The organism is Taklimakanibacter albus, from assembly GCF_016595235.1.
Lineage (GTDB): Bacteria > Pseudomonadota > Alphaproteobacteria > Rhizobiales > Aestuariivirgaceae > Taklimakanibacter > Taklimakanibacter albus.
Genome location: NZ_JAENHL010000007.1, coordinates 586,117 through 600,780 on the forward strand (window position 1 = coordinate 586,117; position 14,664 = coordinate 600,780).

General features: G+C 62.3%; 16 protein-coding genes. 6 read left to right on the forward strand and 10 right to left on the reverse strand.

The window, feature by feature from the left end; all coding sequences use genetic code 11:
- Nucleotides 1-77: 77 nt before the first annotated feature.
- The 4 genes from JHL16_RS14360 to fabG are packed head-to-tail and all read left to right on the forward strand — an operon-like array spanning nt 78 to nt 3,611.
- Nucleotides 78-1,145, forward strand: coding sequence for an ABC transporter ATP-binding protein (locus JHL16_RS14360; RefSeq protein ID WP_246770940.1), 1,068 nt, complete (start codon nt 78-80; stop codon nt 1,143-1,145).
- Nucleotides 1,145-2,011, forward strand: coding sequence for an ABC transporter permease (locus tag JHL16_RS14365; protein ID WP_200185524.1), 867 nt, complete (start codon nt 1,145-1,147; stop codon nt 2,009-2,011). The genes JHL16_RS14360 and JHL16_RS14365 overlap by 1 nt, the downstream gene beginning before the upstream one ends.
- 3 nt (nt 2,012-2,014) lie before the next feature.
- Complete coding sequence (locus JHL16_RS14370; protein ID WP_200185525.1) at nt 2,015-2,806, forward strand: ABC transporter permease; 792 nt, start codon at nt 2,015-2,017, stop codon at nt 2,804-2,806.
- A 25-nt stretch (nt 2,807-2,831) separates the two neighbouring features.
- The gene (gene fabG, locus JHL16_RS14375) at nt 2,832-3,611 is read left to right on the forward strand and encodes a 3-oxoacyl-ACP reductase FabG (RefSeq protein ID WP_200185526.1); all 780 of its coding nucleotides are present in this window, start codon (nt 2,832-2,834) and stop codon (nt 3,609-3,611) included.
- 58 nt (nt 3,612-3,669) lie between these two features.
- On the opposite strand, the gene JHL16_RS14380 is transcribed toward fabG, so the two are convergent.
- The 7 genes from JHL16_RS14380 to JHL16_RS14410 form a co-directional block, all read right to left on the reverse strand.
- A complete protein-coding gene (locus tag JHL16_RS14380) occupies nt 3,670-4,683 on the reverse strand; it encodes a ribonuclease T2 family protein (RefSeq protein WP_200185527.1) in 1,014 nt (337 codons plus the stop codon).
- Between the two features lie 105 nt (nt 4,684-4,788).
- Nucleotides 4,789-5,418: a hypothetical protein gene (locus JHL16_RS14385; protein WP_200185528.1), complete on the reverse strand. Its 630-nt coding sequence runs from the start codon at nt 5,416-5,418 to the stop codon at nt 4,789-4,791.
- A gap of 9 nt (nt 5,419-5,427) precedes the next feature.
- Nucleotides 5,428-5,703: a BMC domain-containing protein gene (locus JHL16_RS14390; RefSeq protein ID WP_137857231.1), complete on the reverse strand. Its 276-nt coding sequence runs from the start codon at nt 5,701-5,703 to the stop codon at nt 5,428-5,430.
- Nucleotides 5,704-5,736: 33 nt separating this feature from the next.
- Nucleotides 5,737-6,018, reverse strand: a complete 282-nt coding sequence (locus JHL16_RS14395; RefSeq protein WP_200185529.1) for a EutN/CcmL family microcompartment protein — start codon at nt 6,016-6,018, stop codon at nt 5,737-5,739.
- Nucleotides 6,015-6,488 carry a hypothetical protein gene (locus tag JHL16_RS14400; protein WP_200185530.1) on the reverse strand — a complete coding sequence of 158 codons (474 nt, stop codon included), beginning with the start codon at nt 6,486-6,488 and terminating at the stop codon, nt 6,015-6,017. Before JHL16_RS14400 ends, JHL16_RS14395 begins: the two co-directional genes overlap by 4 nt.
- Entirely contained in the window at nt 6,485-7,096 is a 612-nt protein-coding gene (locus JHL16_RS14405; protein WP_200185531.1) for a BMC domain-containing protein, read from the reverse strand. The genes JHL16_RS14400 and JHL16_RS14405 overlap by 4 nt, the downstream gene beginning before the upstream one ends.
- A complete protein-coding gene (locus tag JHL16_RS14410) occupies nt 7,096-8,670 on the reverse strand; it encodes an aldehyde dehydrogenase family protein (RefSeq protein WP_200185532.1) in 1,575 nt (524 codons plus the stop codon). Before JHL16_RS14410 ends, JHL16_RS14405 begins: the two co-directional genes overlap by 1 nt.
- A gap of 218 nt (nt 8,671-8,888) precedes the next feature.
- On the opposite strand from JHL16_RS14410, the gene qhpR reads away from it, so the two are divergent.
- Nucleotides 8,889-9,920, forward strand: a complete 1,032-nt coding sequence (gene qhpR / locus JHL16_RS14415) for an AraC-like transcriptional regulator QhpR (RefSeq protein WP_200185533.1) — start codon at nt 8,889-8,891, stop codon at nt 9,918-9,920.
- On the opposite strand, the gene JHL16_RS14420 is transcribed toward qhpR, so the two are convergent.
- From JHL16_RS14420 to JHL16_RS14430, 3 genes are all read right to left on the reverse strand, one after another.
- On the reverse strand, nt 9,917-10,915 hold the full coding sequence (locus JHL16_RS14420; RefSeq protein ID WP_200185534.1) for a phosphotransferase enzyme family protein: 999 nt from the start codon (nt 10,913-10,915) through the stop codon (nt 9,917-9,919). The two genes, qhpR and JHL16_RS14420, sit on opposite strands and share 4 nt — an antisense overlap.
- Before the next feature lie 3 nt (nt 10,916-10,918).
- A complete protein-coding gene (locus JHL16_RS14425; RefSeq protein WP_200185535.1) occupies nt 10,919-12,229 on the reverse strand; it encodes a class-III pyridoxal-phosphate-dependent aminotransferase in 1,311 nt (436 codons plus the stop codon).
- 162 nt (nt 12,230-12,391) lie between these two features.
- Entirely contained in the window at nt 12,392-13,510 is a 1,119-nt protein-coding gene (locus JHL16_RS14430; protein WP_200185536.1) for a DegT/DnrJ/EryC1/StrS family aminotransferase, read from the reverse strand.
- 246 nt (nt 13,511-13,756) lie between these two features.
- Here JHL16_RS14430 and JHL16_RS14435 point away from each other — a divergent pair, with 246 nt between their 5' ends.
- Entirely contained in the window at nt 13,757-14,566 is an 810-nt protein-coding gene (locus tag JHL16_RS14435; RefSeq protein WP_200185537.1) for an aspartyl/asparaginyl beta-hydroxylase domain-containing protein, read from the forward strand.
- The last annotated feature ends 98 nt before the right edge of the window (nt 14,567-14,664 follow it).

Here is a 14,664-nt window from a genome sequence, read left to right on the forward strand (position 1 = left end):
GGGCCGTCACGCACCAATAAGGCCCCTCCCGCTCAATGCCGGAGGGGCCAAATCTGCTTAAAGTTCCCAAGGATTGCATGTCAAAGCGCCCGCCCATTCTGCAGCTCAAGTCCCTCACCAAGTCCTTCGGCACGTTCAACGCCGTGGACGGCATTGATCTCGACATTGCCGAGGGCGAATTCTTCACCATTGTTGGCCCGTCGGGCTCGGGCAAGACGACCCTCATCCGCATGCTTGCCGGCATGGAGCAGGCTTCGAGCGGCGACATCATCCTGAGCGGCACGCGTATCAATGACCTGCCGGCCAATAAGCGGCCGACCTGCATGGTGTTCCAGTCGCTCGCTCTCTTCCCTCACCGCACTGTCGGCGAGAACATCGAGTTTCCACTCAAGATCAAAGGCATTGACCCGGCCCAGCGTAAAGTCCGCGCCTTGGCCCTGCTCGATCAGTTGCGCCTGCCGCCGAATTATTACGGCAAGTCGGTGCTGCGCTGCTCGGGCGGCGAGCGCCAGCGCGTGGCCTTGGCCCGCGCCCTCGCCTTCGACCCCAAGATCCTGTTCTTCGACGAACCGCTCTCGGCTATCGACTACAAATTGCGCAAGACGCTGGAAAAAGAACTCAAGGACATCCACCGCGAGACCGGCAAGACCTTCGTCTACATCACCCATTCGCTCGAGGAGGCGATGGTGATGTCGGACCGTATCGGCGTCATGCGCGCCGGCAACCTGGTCCAGGTCGGCACGCCGAATGAAATCTATTCGTCGCCCAAGGACAAGTTCGTCTCGGAATTCATGGGGGATGTGAATGTCATTCCGGTCAGCATGAATGGCAGCCGGACCATCACCGCCGACACGTTCGACAAGACCTTCACCGTTGCCACGATTCCGCAAGCCTTCAGCAAAGGCCACCTCGTCATCCGGCCGGAATTCGTCCGCTTCGTCACCGAGGCGAAAGAGGCCGAGAACGTTCTCGAGGGCAAGCTCTACAATGAATATGCGCTGGGCTCGCGCATCCAGTATCAGGTGCGCGTCGGCGAGAATGTCTTCATCGTCGAGAAACTGCGCCAGCATTCCTCTACGCTCCGCCGTGACCAGACGGTCCTCATCGGCTGGGATGCGAAAGATTCCATTCTGGTGACCGGCTGATGGCGGCGCCTCACGAAACCGGCAAAGGGCTGTCGCAGGGGGCCCGCAACGCCTTGCCGCTGATGCTTTTCATGATCATCGGCTTTGCCGCCCCCCTCCTCACGGTGATCGCCTACAGCTTCATGCCGCCGCGCTCCTTCGGCCTCACCCGCGCGCCGACGCTCGACAACTATGCCGATATATTCGCCAGCAACAGCTACATCTCCTTCGGCTGGTCGATGCTGTTCGCCGCCCTGACTGTCGCCCTGCTGGCGCTCATCTGCTATCCGATCGCCTATGGCATGGCGCGGCTCTTTGGCCGCTGGTCGCCGATCCTGACGCTGCTCTTCACCATTCCGCTTTTCGTCTCTGAGAATGTCCGCCTCTATGGCTGGATCCTGTTCCTCATCAAGAATGGTGTGCTGCTCGGCACGCTCAAATCCTGGTTCGGCATCGAGCCGGAGAGCATTCTGTTTACGCCCGGCGTGGTGCTGCTCGGCATGGTTTATGTCTATCTGCCCTTCATGCTGTTCCCGATGACGCTCGGCGTCTCCATGGTGCCGAACGAAACGCGCGAAGCCGCACGCGATCTCGGCGCTTCGCGCTGGCAGGTCTTCCGCGAGGTCGAGCTGCCGCTCTCCATGCCCGGCATCATGATCGGCCTGCTCCTGACTTTCGTGCTCGCCGTCGGCGCCATTGCCGAGGCGAAGGTATTGGGCGGCCAGACCATCATCCCGATTACCCACGACATCGAGATCGCCTTCACCTATGCACAGAACTGGCCCTTGGGCGCCGCGCTCGCCGTGCTCCTGATGATCGTCGTCGGCACGCTGGTGATGCTGGTGCTCAAACGCTTCGATCTCGACGCCATCTTGGGAAAGAGGTGAGCCATGACTGATCGTGGCCGCCGCGCGCTGATCTGGGCCTGGACGCTCGCCGTCCTCGTCTTCCTCTATCTGCCGGCTCTGTGCATCCTTCTCGCCTCCCTGACGGCGAGCCGCTACTTCCTGTTCCCCATTCAGAAATGGGGTCTCGACTGGTGGCGCAAGACTTTCGAGTCGCTCGAGATCCGCCAGCTTTTCGCCAATTCGATCACCATCGCCTTCTGCGTCATGGTCGTCGCCGTCGTCATCGCGTTCTTCGGCGCGCTCGCTTTCGCCCGCTACAATTGGAAGGGCCGCACCGTCTTCCAGAAGATCGTGCTGCTGCCGATCTTCTTCCCACAATCGGTGCTGGGTCTGGCGCTCCTCCTGTGGTTCAACGCCATCGGTATTCAGACCTCGTGGATGACCGCCATCTTCGCCCATCTCGTCTGGATCATCCCGGTGGTGACGCTCGTCATCTCCATCCAGGTCTATAGTTTCGATCCTGCGCTCGAAGAGGCGGCCTTCGATCTCGGCGCCTCGCGCTGGCAGGTCTTCCGCGAAGTGACCCTGCCCGTCCTCTTGCCGGGTATCGTGTCGGGGGCCTTCTTCGCCTTCCTTCTGTCCTGGGGCAATTTCCCTCTGTCGCTGTTCACCACCGGCGCCGACGCGACCATCCCCAAATATCTCTATGCCAAAATGGTGGCGGGCTACACGCCGGGCGTGCCGGTGCTCGGCACGGTCTCGACCTTCGGCGCGGCCTTGCTGCTGCTCGGCGGCTACTGGCTCGTCACGCTGCGCCGGCGCGCGCAATCATGAAAATAACGAGAGAGGGAATGTTTCCATGTTTTCATCGCTGAAAAACAAATCCGTCCTGGTCACCGGCGGCAGCAAGGGCATCGGCAAGGGCATTGCACGCGTCTTCGCCGAGGCCGGCTGCAAGGTGCTGATCACCGCCCGCCATGAGAACGTGGCCAAGGAAGCCGCCGCGGAGCTCAGCAAGGCAGGCGGCACCGTTGCCGCCTTCGCCGCCGATGTCACCGATTACAAGAGCATGCAGGCGGCCGCCGACTTCGCGGTCAAGACGCATGGCGGTCTCGACATTCTCTGCGCCAATGCCGGCATCTTCCCGCAAGTGAAGATCGAGGAGATGACGGACGAGACCTGGGACATCACCGTCGACACCAATCTGAAAGGCACATTCCTGTCGGTGAAAGCCTGCCTGCCGGCGCTCAAGAAGAGCGGCCAGGGCCGCATCATCATCACCTCTTCCATCACCGGTCCGGTGACCGGCTTTCCCGGCTGGACGCATTACGGCGCCACCAAAGCCGGCCAGCTCGGCTTCATGCGCACCGCCTGCATGGAGCTCGCCAAATTCGGCATCACCGTGAATGCCGTGCTGCCGGGTAATATCGCCACTGAAGGCCTCGCCGATCTCGGCCCCGATTACGAAAATACCATGGCCGCCTCGATCCCGCTGAAGCGGCTCGGCCGGGTCGAGGATATCGGCTATGCGGCGCTTTATTTCGCCACCAAGGAAGCGGCCTATGTGACCGGCCAGACGATCATCGTCGATGGCGGCCAGATCATCCCCGAATCGATCGAGGCCATCAACCAGGCCTGACGGACAGAATACTCACCCCACCATGGCCGCCTCCTGCGAGGCGGCCATTTTTGTTGAGCTATTGCTGCCCCACCGCATCGACGAGGCCGCCCGGACATTCGGTCTTGGTCGGTGTCGCGGCGGCCATGAGATTTGCGAGCGACGTTTCGGGTGTGATGTCACCGCTGAGGCCGATGGTGAGCTCGGAGATGATCAGCTTGCCGTTGTTGCGCGCGCATTGCATGCGCACCCTGAGGCCCGCGCCCTCACCAAAACTCTGGTCGAAGGCCTTGCGGATCTCATCGAAGGTCAATTGCTGGCCGACGCGGCTGGCGAACAGCTCGCGCACGGCGGACCCGTTGAGCGCCCGCATCAAAGCGAGCGCCTCGCCGAAGTACTCTTCCGGCGTCTGTGAATAGCAGGTGCCGTGTTTGGTCCATTCATGCCGTTCGAGCTGCGACTGCGTACCCGGCATCACCTTGTCGAGCTCGGCACGCGTCGGCGGCTCGAGCGAGATTTCCGGCAGTTGATCCCAGCGGCCATCCTTGTCATTGCCGATATCGCTCTTGCCGACATTGCAATAGGCCATCCGCCGCGGCTGCGGCCACAGGCCGTGCAGCGTGAAATTGCTGGCATCGAACCGGTCCACCGTTTGCGTCCGGCATTCGACTTTGTCGGGCTTCGTCTCGCAGAAGGCGGGCTGCCAGCTGACCGCCAGAACATTCTGCGTCGGCTGCCCGCCGGATGGCGCCTGTTTGCCGGGCTTCTGCGCGGAAGTGTTCCCTTCGCCCATCGGCGCGCCGCCGCTGCGGGTGCCGCAATCGACCGGCGCCCAGCGCCGTTCCGGCGAAGCGCCCGGCACCAGGATCAGGAAATGACTGGCCGGCTCCTTGTTGCCCGCGACGATCTGATAGGACGTCCCGGCGTTGAGCGGCACCGGATTGGACTGCTTCTTGATCGACTGGAAAGCGCTGCAATTCTGCCCGGCGACGAACGAGCCGTCGAGCGGCACTTCCGCAGCCGCAAAGGGCGCCGCGAGCCCTAGCGCCACAGCGAGAACACCGAAAATTTTAGAGAAGGAAACCAGCCGCATCTGCCAACAAACTCCTCGCGAATGAAGACGGGAGCTTGATAGCACAATTCGGCGGCCGCTTCCTATGGTCGGCGGATTACAAGGCGTCAACCCGGGCAGGCGGCGTCAAGACTTCCGCCCGCTCATGCCCTTCAGCATCTTGACGATGTGATCCCGCGCTTTTTCGAGCTCAAGCTTGTCACCCGACATGAACAGACGCCCCGAGGCGCCGATCATCTGGCAGTCGACCAGCGTGGCGCCGGGCGCGATCCTCTCCGCCTCGTTCGCCGCGTAAGCCGCGAACAGCGCCGGCATCATCTCGACGAGAAGGAGTGATTCGCCCGGCAGGATCATCGACGCTTCGCGGTTGCGGTTGAGGATGACGGCATGGCTATCCGTCACCTCAGGCACGATCTCGGCGAAGAGAAGCTGCGGCTTGAGCTGGTCTTCAGCCTTCTGGCCAATCGCTTTCAGCACCGCCGCCCCCGCCCGGTCGACATGCTCCATATCAAAGGAATGCAGCTCGAGAATGCCGAACTGCCGCTCGGTATAGAGAATGCCGGGCTCGACCTCGGGCACGGTTTTCAGCGCGATATCGCTCACATGATGGATGGCGAGCGCCGGTGCGATCTCGATGATCAGCGAATGCATGCCTTCCAGCGGCACATAGCCCCGCGCGCGGGTCGGCGAGCCCATATAGGCGGCGAACTGCCGCCTCAAGGATTCGAGCTTCAGATAGACGCGGAGTTCGGCCACGGCAGGCCGTTACTTCGCGGTGCCGAAATGCTTGAGCACATCCGGATGCGGACGCGGAATGACATGCACCGACACCACTTCGCCGACATTGCGCGCGGCCTCGGCGCCGGCTTCCGTCGCCGCCTTGACGGCGCCGACATCCCCCTGCACCACGACCGACACCAAACCGGCGCCGACCTGCTCACGGCCGATGATCGTCACATTCGCCGCCTTCACCATCGCGTCGCCCGCGGCGAAAGCCGCCACGAAGCCGCGCGTTTCGACAAAACCAATTGCGTTAGACATGATGTCCTCCTTTTCGCAACCTGACTAATCCAATCAACTCTTCTTGCCGGACTTGGCCGGCGCCGCCTGCTCGTCGAGAATGCCGATCACCAGCGCATCGACGACATTGTTGCCGTCCTTGAACCACGCCTTGGCGACCGACCCTTGAGTGATCAGCACCCTTTCGCCGATGCCGGCGCCCAACGGATCGAACGCCACCATGCGCTCATCCATTTCGTCTTCCTCTTCGATGGCGATCTCGAGCAACGCGCCACCCGGTAATTGATCGAGCCGCTTGGTGGCCCAAACTTTTCCGACGACTATCCCTGTCTTCATGAGCGTTCCCTCACGATTTCAAGCTTGACCTCGCGCGCACGATCGCGCGCCAGCGGCGTCACCACGACGCCTTTGCCGACAATAAGACGGTCATGTGATTTGCCGATCTCGGTGACCATGACCTCGGTCACCACGCCCTTGGAAATCTGATGCGGGCTGCGCGTCGCGGCCGGGGCCGCGGCGCTGGCTGTGACACCATTGCGCGCCGCCAGACTGAACTGAATCTTTCCTGAAAGTATGCCGACCTTGACGTCCTCTTGCGCCTGCAGGAGATCGCGCGCGAAGGCGTTGAGGTCGCCAGCGCCGTCGATCCTGACATCGACTGGCGCGGGCTTGGGCTCACCGAGGGCGGCACGCAGACGGCTGAGAAGGGTGCTCCCGGTCGCAGGCTTCGTTTTGACGGCCGGCAGCAATTCGCGCAAGGCATCGCGTACCAATTGCCGGATCTCGTTCGAGGAAATGCCGCTCATGCCGCCTTCCTCATTTCGAGGGCCTGCTCGGCCGCGTGGGCGGCGGCCCGGATGTTGCTTTCTTCGCCCGAGAGATAGACGCGGCCCGTGGCGCCCATCATCCGATAGTCGACCACTTTGACATTGGCCGCCTTCTCCGCCTCATTGGCGGCGAGGATGGCGTAGGCGGCCGGCTGCATTTCGAGCACGAACAGCGATTCGCTCGGCAGGATCATCGAGCCCGACTTGTTACGGTTGATCAGCAGCGCGTGATAATTGTCGACGCGTTTGACGATCTTGGAGGCGAGGATCTCGGGCTTGAGAGCATCCTTCTCGCTCGCGCCGAGCTCGGCCAGGATGGCGTCGCCCGCCGCGCGCACCGCGGCCGTCGAATGCGAATGGAATTCGAGATAGCCGAACTGCCGCTCGACCACCAATATGCCGGGCTTCACGTCGACGGTCTTCACCGCGATGTCGGTCAATGGCTCGATATCGAGGCCGGGCGCCACTTCGATGACGATCGCCGCCATATTGGCGCGTGGCAGGAAGCCCCGGCAGAAAGTACCGAGATAGCACATGGTGCCGGGCTGCAGCTGATCGATGAAGATATAGGAACGAAGCTTGGCCATCAGCGCGCCGTCAGCTCCTTCAATTCCTCGAGGATGATGCGGCGGATCTCCGCCCTGATATCGGCATCCTGGGTCGTCGTCTGCCCTGCGGGTGCCGGTGCGCTCACCGTGCCGTCCGGATGATTACCGAAATCGTAGTCGATCTCACCGCGTGGCGGCGCGCCGATCTTGGGCTTCTCGACCCGGTCCGCGGTGGAGAAGGACGGCATCTGAATACGGTCATCCTTGTTCCAGGCCATCTTCACCCACTGCACCAGGTGCCGGGGCTCGACATTTTCGCCCACCGAGCTCCTGCCGAAATAGCCGGTGCCGATGGTCATGGTCGGCGCCAGATGCGTCTCGAAGCCCGAGGCGCCGAGGCTGTTGCCGACATTCACGCTGATGCGCAGCACATTCATCACTTCGCCGTAACGCAGGATGATCTGCGGATCGCGCGCATGGATGGAGGCGGAATGGCCGCCGCCCGAGCGCCGCGTCATGGCGCGGCAGGCGATCATCGCCGCATCACGCGTCGCCGCCACATAGAGGCCGATCACCGGACAGAGCTTCTCGCGTGACAGCGGATAGTCGTCGCCGATACGGGCGAGCGGCGCCACCAGCACCTTGGTGCGCGGCGGCACCCGGAAGCCGGCCTTCTGCGCGATGAGCTCGGCCGCCTTGCCGATCAGCGAGATGTCGAATTTGCCATTCGGGAACAAGGTCTGCTCGAGCCGGTCACGTTCTTCCTCGCTGCAGATATGGCAGCCATTGCGCTTGAGCTCCTGCGCGAGCGTATCGATGATGGCGCCATGCGCGATGATGGCGCTTTCGTTTGTGCAGAGAATGCCATTGTCGAAGGACTTCGAGTCGGCGATCGCCTTCGCGGCCGCCGGCACGTCGGCCGTCTCATCGACATATGACGGCACGTTGCCGGGCCCCACCCCGATCGCCGGATTGCCCGAGCTGTAAGCGGCGCGCACCACCGGCGAGCCGCCGGTGGCGAGAATCACATCGATACGGTCCGACTTCATCACCGTCTCGACGATCGGCAGCGACGGCTCCTCGATGACCTGGATGACGCCGTCAGGGGCGCCCGCATCTTCCGCTGCCTTGGCGAGAAGCTTCGCGGCATCGGCGCAGCAGGCCTTGGCCATCGGATGCGGCGAGATGATGATGGCGTTGCGTGTCAGGAGACACAGCATGATCTTGTAGAAGACGGTGGCGACCGGATTGGTCGAAGGGGTGAGCGCAAAAACAACGCCCGCCGGCCGGGGGATCTCCAGGATCTTGCGCTCGCCATCGAGCTTGATGCCGGTGAAGTCCTGGTCCTTGTAGAGCTCATAGAGGCCGCGCGAGCAGGCCTGGTTCTTGATCAGCTTGTGCTCGACGACACCGAAGCCCGTCTCTTCCACCGCCCATTGGGCATAGCGCTGGGCCTGGGCATAACCCGCCTCGGCGACCGCCTTGGCGATCCGCAGCACTTCGGTCCGGTCGAGGCCCGAGAAGGCTTCCGCCGCCCAGCGGGCTTTCTCGACCATCTGCTTGGCGTGAAAGCTGGTGAAGCCTCTATCTTCGAGAAGGGGATGAATGGCCATGACGCCAAATTAGGGCATCGCCGCGAACCCGGCTTGACACCAAACAAGGCGAGCTTGACATCAGTTGTCGTCATTAAATTCAGGGACAAGATGAATGCAGCCGAAAATCCCTGTTATCCACTTTATCATGTCCCTATTTTTAAGAGTCGAGTGCCTGTGAAGTTGCTTCGGCAGCCTTTCCGTGCCACGCTGCCGCCCAAGAAAACAAGGGGCTCGTCATGCCACCAAGGGAAGACAGCGCCAATCCGGGAATCCTCGCCTCCGCCGCCACCGGCATCGCCGACCATGTCGCCCGCTGGGGCGGTGATATCGACCGGGTCTGCGGTGAGGCCGGCATCGACCCCGCCTGTGTCGGCCAGCCCACTTTGAGCCTCGAGCTGTCGGCTTTCTGCTCGCTCTTCGAGGAAGCCGCCCGCAATACCGGCAATCCCAATTTCGGCCTGTGGTTCGGCAACGGCTTCAAGCCGCGCGACCTCGGCCTCATCGGTTATACCGCCGTCTCCTCGCCCACCCTCGGCGCCGCCCTCGAGAATTTCGTCGGCCTGTTCGGGCTGCACCAGCAATCGACACATATGGCGATCGCCGATGCCGGCAACGGCCTCGCCCGCCTCGAATATCAGATTCGCATGCCCGACATTCTGGCGCGCCGCCAGGACGCCGAGCTCTCCCTCGGCATGTTCCTCAACATCATCCGCGAATGTCTGGGCGCGAGTTGGGCTCCGGAAGAAGTCCATTTCGAGCATCCCAAGCCAGAAGCCTGGCGCGAGCATGAAAGCGCCTTCAACGCGCCCGTGTATTTCTCGCAATCGACCAATGCCCTCGTCTTCCGGCGCGAGCTGTTCCAGCGCCCCATGCCGGCGCCCGATCTGAAGCTGCTGTCGATCACCCGCATGTGCCTGATGAGCGTCGGCACCAAGCCGGTGCCGCGCCAGACCTTGAAGGACCAGATCCGCTCGGCCGTGCGCGCCCGCCTTGCCGAAGGTTATCCGGCGCTCGAAAGCGTGGCGGAGGCGATCAAGGCCTCACCCGCCGCCATCCAGCGCGAGCTCGCCCGCGACAATCTCAATTACAAGGACCTGGTCGAGGAAACCCGCCGCGATCTGGCGCTCGTTTATGTGCGCCAGCGCGAGCTCCCCTTCTCGGAGATCGCTTTCCTGCTCGGCTATTCGGAATTGTCGGCCTTTTCGCGCGCCTTCCATCGCTGGACCGGCGCCTCGCCCAGATCCTACCGGGCGCAGCAGACCGCCTAGCTGTATCGCCGCAGATAATCCTCGCAGAGCGCGACCGTATCCCGCGTATAGGGAACGCCCATCGATTTTGCGAGGTCGGTCTCGGCATGCGAGCCAATCCAGGCGACGAGCAAGAGCCTGCGATACATCACGAAGGTCGGGATCTCCTGCTCGTCCTCGGCCGACAGCGGCAGCACGCTGCGATAGCCTTTGACCCAGGCCGCGATAAGCTCCGGCACGTCGGGCCGATGCTCGATGAAGGACAGCGCGGTGGCGCCGTCATAGAGATACCAGCTGAAGCCGCAATCGTCGAAATCGATGACTTTCGTCTCCTCGCCATCGATCAGCAGATTGGCGAGCCGCATGTCGCAATGGATGAGGCCGTAACGCTCCGGGCCCTTGCCGAAAGCCGCGAGCCGTTTTTCCATGAGATCGACCGTGCGCTGGAAGAGCTTCGTCTTTTCCGCATCTAGCCCCATGCCGTCGCGCCAGGAGCCCCAATGCTGCACCTTCCCGAAGGCGCCGTCGAAATCCCAGGTCATGCGTTCGAAATTCTGCGGCCGGCGCCATTGCCGGGCATGCTGGTGCATACGCGCCGTCGCCGCGCCCAGTACCTCGAAGGGACCAAGCAGCTCGGCTTCCGAGGGCTCGGCCCCCGCCTCCCAGTCGAACAGCACCGCGTGGCGTTGGGCCAGCCCCGGCAGCGAGAGGGTCTGAATGATCTCGCCGTTCTTGCCCTTGACCGGCACCGGCGTGGTGACGGCGCCGTCATGGCGCAGCGCCTGCAGCCAGGCAAGTTCGGAGCCGATGGCGGTCTTCGAATGATAGCCTTCGCGATGGACGCGCAGCGCCCATTTCCCGCCCCCGCCATCGACGCGATAGGTCGCGTTCTCCGACAGGTTGATCATCGTCGCTTTGGCGCCCGCCGGCAGGTCATAGGTCTTGAGCGCCGCATCGGCGACACGCTGCAGCTGGTCGAGCTTCTGCTGATGGGTAAGCGTATCCGATGCTGACATGAACTAAGCCGCCGACTGCCGCGAATAAGAGGGCTTGGAGCTCGTCATATAGCTGCGGGCCCGCCCGCCGAAAAGCTCGGCCTGCGCCAGGGCCACCGACGTGTCGAGGCGGGTCAGGATCTCGTCGCACATTTCGCGGTCGATCAGCAGGCCCGGCTTGAACTGCAGCACGCGTTTGTCGAGGGTCGAGAAGATCGCCCAGACTCCGTTCTGGTAGAGATGCTTCATCACATAGACGGCACCCTGGTCATGGTTGAATTCGAGCCCCATGACGACGCCGCGCTGGCGGATGCCGGTGAAGAAATCGGGATAGTTCGCCTGCACCTGACGCAGGCCGTTGGCGAGATAGGCCGAGATGTAATGGACCTGCGAGCGCGTCTCGGGGCGCGAGCAGATCTCCAGGACTTTCGCCGCGGCGAGACAGCCGAGCTCGGCGCCGCCGAAGCTCGACATATGGCCGAAGCCGTCCTCGCTCAGCCACTGGCCGGCCTTCTCGCTCACCACCACCGCGGCGATCGGATATATGCCGCCCGACAATCCCTTGCCGGTGACCAGGATGTCCGGATTGACCCCGTAGGTTTCGATGCCCCACATCTCGCCGGTGCGCATCAGGCCGGTCTGCACTTCATCCGCGATATAAAGCGTGCCGACCTTCTCGCAGGCCGCTTTGATGGCCTTGAGATAGCCGGGCTTCGGCATCGGGAAGCCATAAGTCGCCGGAATCGTCTCCATGATCACGCAGGCCGCATCGCCGACCGCGATGGCTTCCAGCATGCGCTCGAGATCGTTGAACGGTACCTTGACCACATTCTCGTTCGACGCCTCGGACAGGAAGAGCTTGGAGAAGCGGTCGTCGCCGACCTGCACTGCGAGGCCGGTATGGCCGTGATAGCAGCGCTCGATGCAGATGATCTTGCGGCGTTTGGTGGCGTTGCGCGCACTCTTGAGCGCGATGTCGATCGCCTCGGCGCCGCCTGAAGCAAAGATGGTGCGCTTGAGACCCGGAGGCGTCAGCCGCTCCAGCATCTCGGCCACATGGGTACGCATGATCGAGGGGAAATGGTGATTGCCGATGTCGAAATAGGCCATGCCCTCGCGCACCGCCTCGACCACTTCGGGGTTGCGGTGGCCGAGCGAATAGGTGCCGCCATTGAGATGGACGTCGATCAGCCGGCGCCCGTCGACATCCCAGAGGTAATAGGCCTCGCGCCGGTCGATGACGAGATCGACACCCATGCGCTGCCAATCCGAGGTCTTGCCCGGATTCCAGAACTGCTTCGACCGGGCGATGAAGTCGTCTTTTTCCTTGCTCATCGAGCGGGGCTCCAAAGGGATTCTGACTGATCCGACCTTAGGCCCAGGCGCGGGAAGCGGCTTGACAGAAGACGCCCGGGATTTGACAGGCTCCAGCGATCGCAAAGTTGATGCGAAATCTACGCAAATCCCACTAAATTATTGATTTGATTCAGCCTGTTCTCAGGCCGCCGGCTTTGCCGCCAGCCGCTTGATGACCTCGGCCTGGCGCACGAGTTCCGCGTCCGGCATGGTGTCGTAGCAGGGAATGACCACCAGATCGCGCATCACGGTCGCCGCCGTCTGGGGCTCGAGCTCGGGCCGGTCCTTGGGTGCCGCGATATGCTGAGAGCGCGGCAGATCGGCGGCATCGAAGCCCTCGGCGCGGAGCCCGTCGATGAATTTGCGCGGCTCGTCCACGAGCAGCGGAAACACCCAGTAATCATGATGGGCGTTGGCCTGCGCCGGCATGGCGACCGAGCCGCCGATCAGGTCGCGCAGCTTCTCGCCCTTGGTGGTCCGCACACGGATGTCCTGGATATCGAACTCATCGAGCCTCCGGCTGAGCAGCGCCAGCATGGCGGTCGACGGCTGGAAGCGGAGATTCTTGGCGGTCTTGAGCGGCGCCACGTCGCGCACCTTGTCGGCGAGCGAGTCCTCATAGTCCTGGCCACGCGAATGGTAATATTTGTAGATGGCGCCCAGCACCGGCCGGGAGGTGACCAGCTTAAGTCCCATGAACTGGAAGATGCGCTTCAGATGCTTCTTGTCGGGCTGCACCGGATAATTGGCCTGAATGGCCCGCATGCGGCCGCGCAGCTTGTCGTCGCGCACCCGGATGAGCGCGCCACCCAACGCCGTCGAGGTCTTGATCGGGCCGAAGGAGAAGAGACTCAGATCGGCCTTGGAGCTTCCGGGATACGCCCTGCCATTAAAGGCCTGGGCGCAATCCTCGACCGCGACGATGCCCTTGGAACGGACGAGGTCGAACAGCGGGTCGAGATCGAGTCGCGCGCCGAAGAGATGTGCCGCAACGAAAACCCGCGAGCGCGGCGTGATGACCTTTTCGAGCCGTTCAAGATTGGGGCCCATCGACCCCATGTCGAGATCAACGGGAACCGGCACCAGGCCGGCATCACGCACCACCCTCACCATGCCGCGGACATTGAGGGCCGAGAAGATGACTTCATCGCCAGGCTTGAGGTCGAGCGCCTGGATCAGGAGGTCGAAACCGGAGCGCACCGAATAGGTGGCGATCGTATCGTCCGTATCGGAGAAGAAGCTCTCGACCGATCGCCGCAAGGCCTCGCGATCATTGGATTTAAAACAATTCCAAGCTCCAGCGAAGAGATCCAGCCATCCGATCTTGAGTTGCGTTCTGACCCACATTTGCCTAAATACCTTCGTCAACGGACATCCCATAGCGCCAGAGCCAGCACGAAGCCAGCCCGAGCCAACATCCGTTACACAAGATAAGGTGAAAATCCGGGTGGAATGTTATAGGGAGGGTATCCGTAAGGTTACCTCCATTGGTTTAAGAGGATTGTGATGGCCAATACCGAGATGTCGCTCGGCGATAAGCTCAAGAAGGGACGCCGCAAGAGGGTCAAGCGGTTCGGCAAAAACCTGATCCGCAGCCTTGCCGACTTCCTCGGGCGCCAGTCCCTGGTGGGCGACATGCCCATTCATGACAACAAGGACTTCCCCTTCCTCAAGCCCTTCGTGGACAATTGGGAAGGCATTCGCGCCGAGGTCGTCGAGATCCTCAAGCACCGCGAGGCGGTGCCGCTGTTCCAGGACGTGTCGCCCGACCAGATGCGCATCGCCAAAGGCAACAACTGGCGCACCTTCATTCTCTTTGGATTCGGCGACAAGCTCGAGAAGAACTGCAAGCAGGCGCCGCTCACCACGAAGACGCTGGAGAGCATTCCCAATCTGCAGACCGCCTGGTTCTCGATCCTGGGGCCGGGCTATCACATCCCGGCGCATCGCGGCGTCACCAAAGGCATCCTGCGCTCGCATCTGGGCCTCATCATTCCGAAGGATGCCGAGAAGTGCCGCATCCGGGTCGGTGAGAAGATCCAGGTCTGGCGCCCGGGTGAGATCTTCGTGTTCGACGACACCTATGAGCATGAAGTGTGGAACGACACGGAAGATGAACGCGTCATCCTGCTGTTCGACTTCGACCGCCCGATGAAATTCTGGGGCCGCACCCTCAACAAGACCTTCGTCAAACTGCTCAAGCTCACGGCCTATTATCAGGAGCCGAAGAAGAACATGCAGACGATGGAAGAGCGTTTCGAGGCCGCCACCCGCCGCGCCGACCAGAATCTGGAGAAGATGTCGGATCACGACTAAAGACGTCATCCCGGCGAAAGCCGGGGCCCACTAAATTCTTGAAGCGCGGGCAGTAATGCCCGCGTTTTGTTTATTCAGTGGATCCCGGCTTTCGCCGG

Excerpts from the sequence above, each read along its gene's own strand:
- JHL16_RS14360 (WP_246770940.1), top strand. The coding sequence starts at position 78 with ATGTCAAAGCGCCCGCCCATTCTGCAGCTCAAGTCCCTCACCAAGTCC.
- JHL16_RS14365 (WP_200185524.1), top strand. The coding sequence starts at position 1,145 with ATGGCGGCGCCTCACGAAACCGGCAAAGGGCTGTCGCAGGGGGCCCGC.
- JHL16_RS14370 (WP_200185525.1), top strand. The coding sequence starts at position 2,015 with ATGACTGATCGTGGCCGCCGCGCGCTGATCTGGGCCTGGACGCTCGCC.
- fabG (WP_200185526.1), top strand. The coding sequence starts at position 2,832 with ATGTTTTCATCGCTGAAAAACAAATCCGTCCTGGTCACCGGCGGCAGC.
- JHL16_RS14380 (WP_200185527.1), bottom strand. The coding sequence starts at position 4,683 with ATGCGGCTGGTTTCCTTCTCTAAAATTTTCGGTGTTCTCGCTGTGGCG.
- JHL16_RS14390 (WP_137857231.1), bottom strand. The coding sequence starts at position 5,703 with ATGTCTAACGCAATTGGTTTTGTCGAAACGCGCGGCTTCGTGGCGGCT.
- JHL16_RS14395 (WP_200185529.1), bottom strand. The coding sequence starts at position 6,018 with ATGAAGACAGGGATAGTCGTCGGAAAAGTTTGGGCCACCAAGCGGCTC.
- JHL16_RS14400 (WP_200185530.1), bottom strand. The coding sequence starts at position 6,488 with ATGAGCGGCATTTCCTCGAACGAGATCCGGCAATTGGTACGCGATGCC.
- JHL16_RS14405 (WP_200185531.1), bottom strand. The coding sequence starts at position 7,096 with ATGGCCAAGCTTCGTTCCTATATCTTCATCGATCAGCTGCAGCCCGGC.
- JHL16_RS14410 (WP_200185532.1), bottom strand. The coding sequence starts at position 8,670 with ATGGCCATTCATCCCCTTCTCGAAGATAGAGGCTTCACCAGCTTTCAC.
- qhpR (WP_200185533.1), top strand. The coding sequence starts at position 8,889 with ATGCCACCAAGGGAAGACAGCGCCAATCCGGGAATCCTCGCCTCCGCC.
- JHL16_RS14420 (WP_200185534.1), bottom strand. The coding sequence starts at position 10,915 with ATGTCAGCATCGGATACGCTTACCCATCAGCAGAAGCTCGACCAGCTG.
- JHL16_RS14425 (WP_200185535.1), bottom strand. The coding sequence starts at position 12,229 with ATGAGCAAGGAAAAAGACGACTTCATCGCCCGGTCGAAGCAGTTCTGG.
- JHL16_RS14435 (WP_200185537.1), top strand. The coding sequence starts at position 13,757 with ATGGCCAATACCGAGATGTCGCTCGGCGATAAGCTCAAGAAGGGACGC.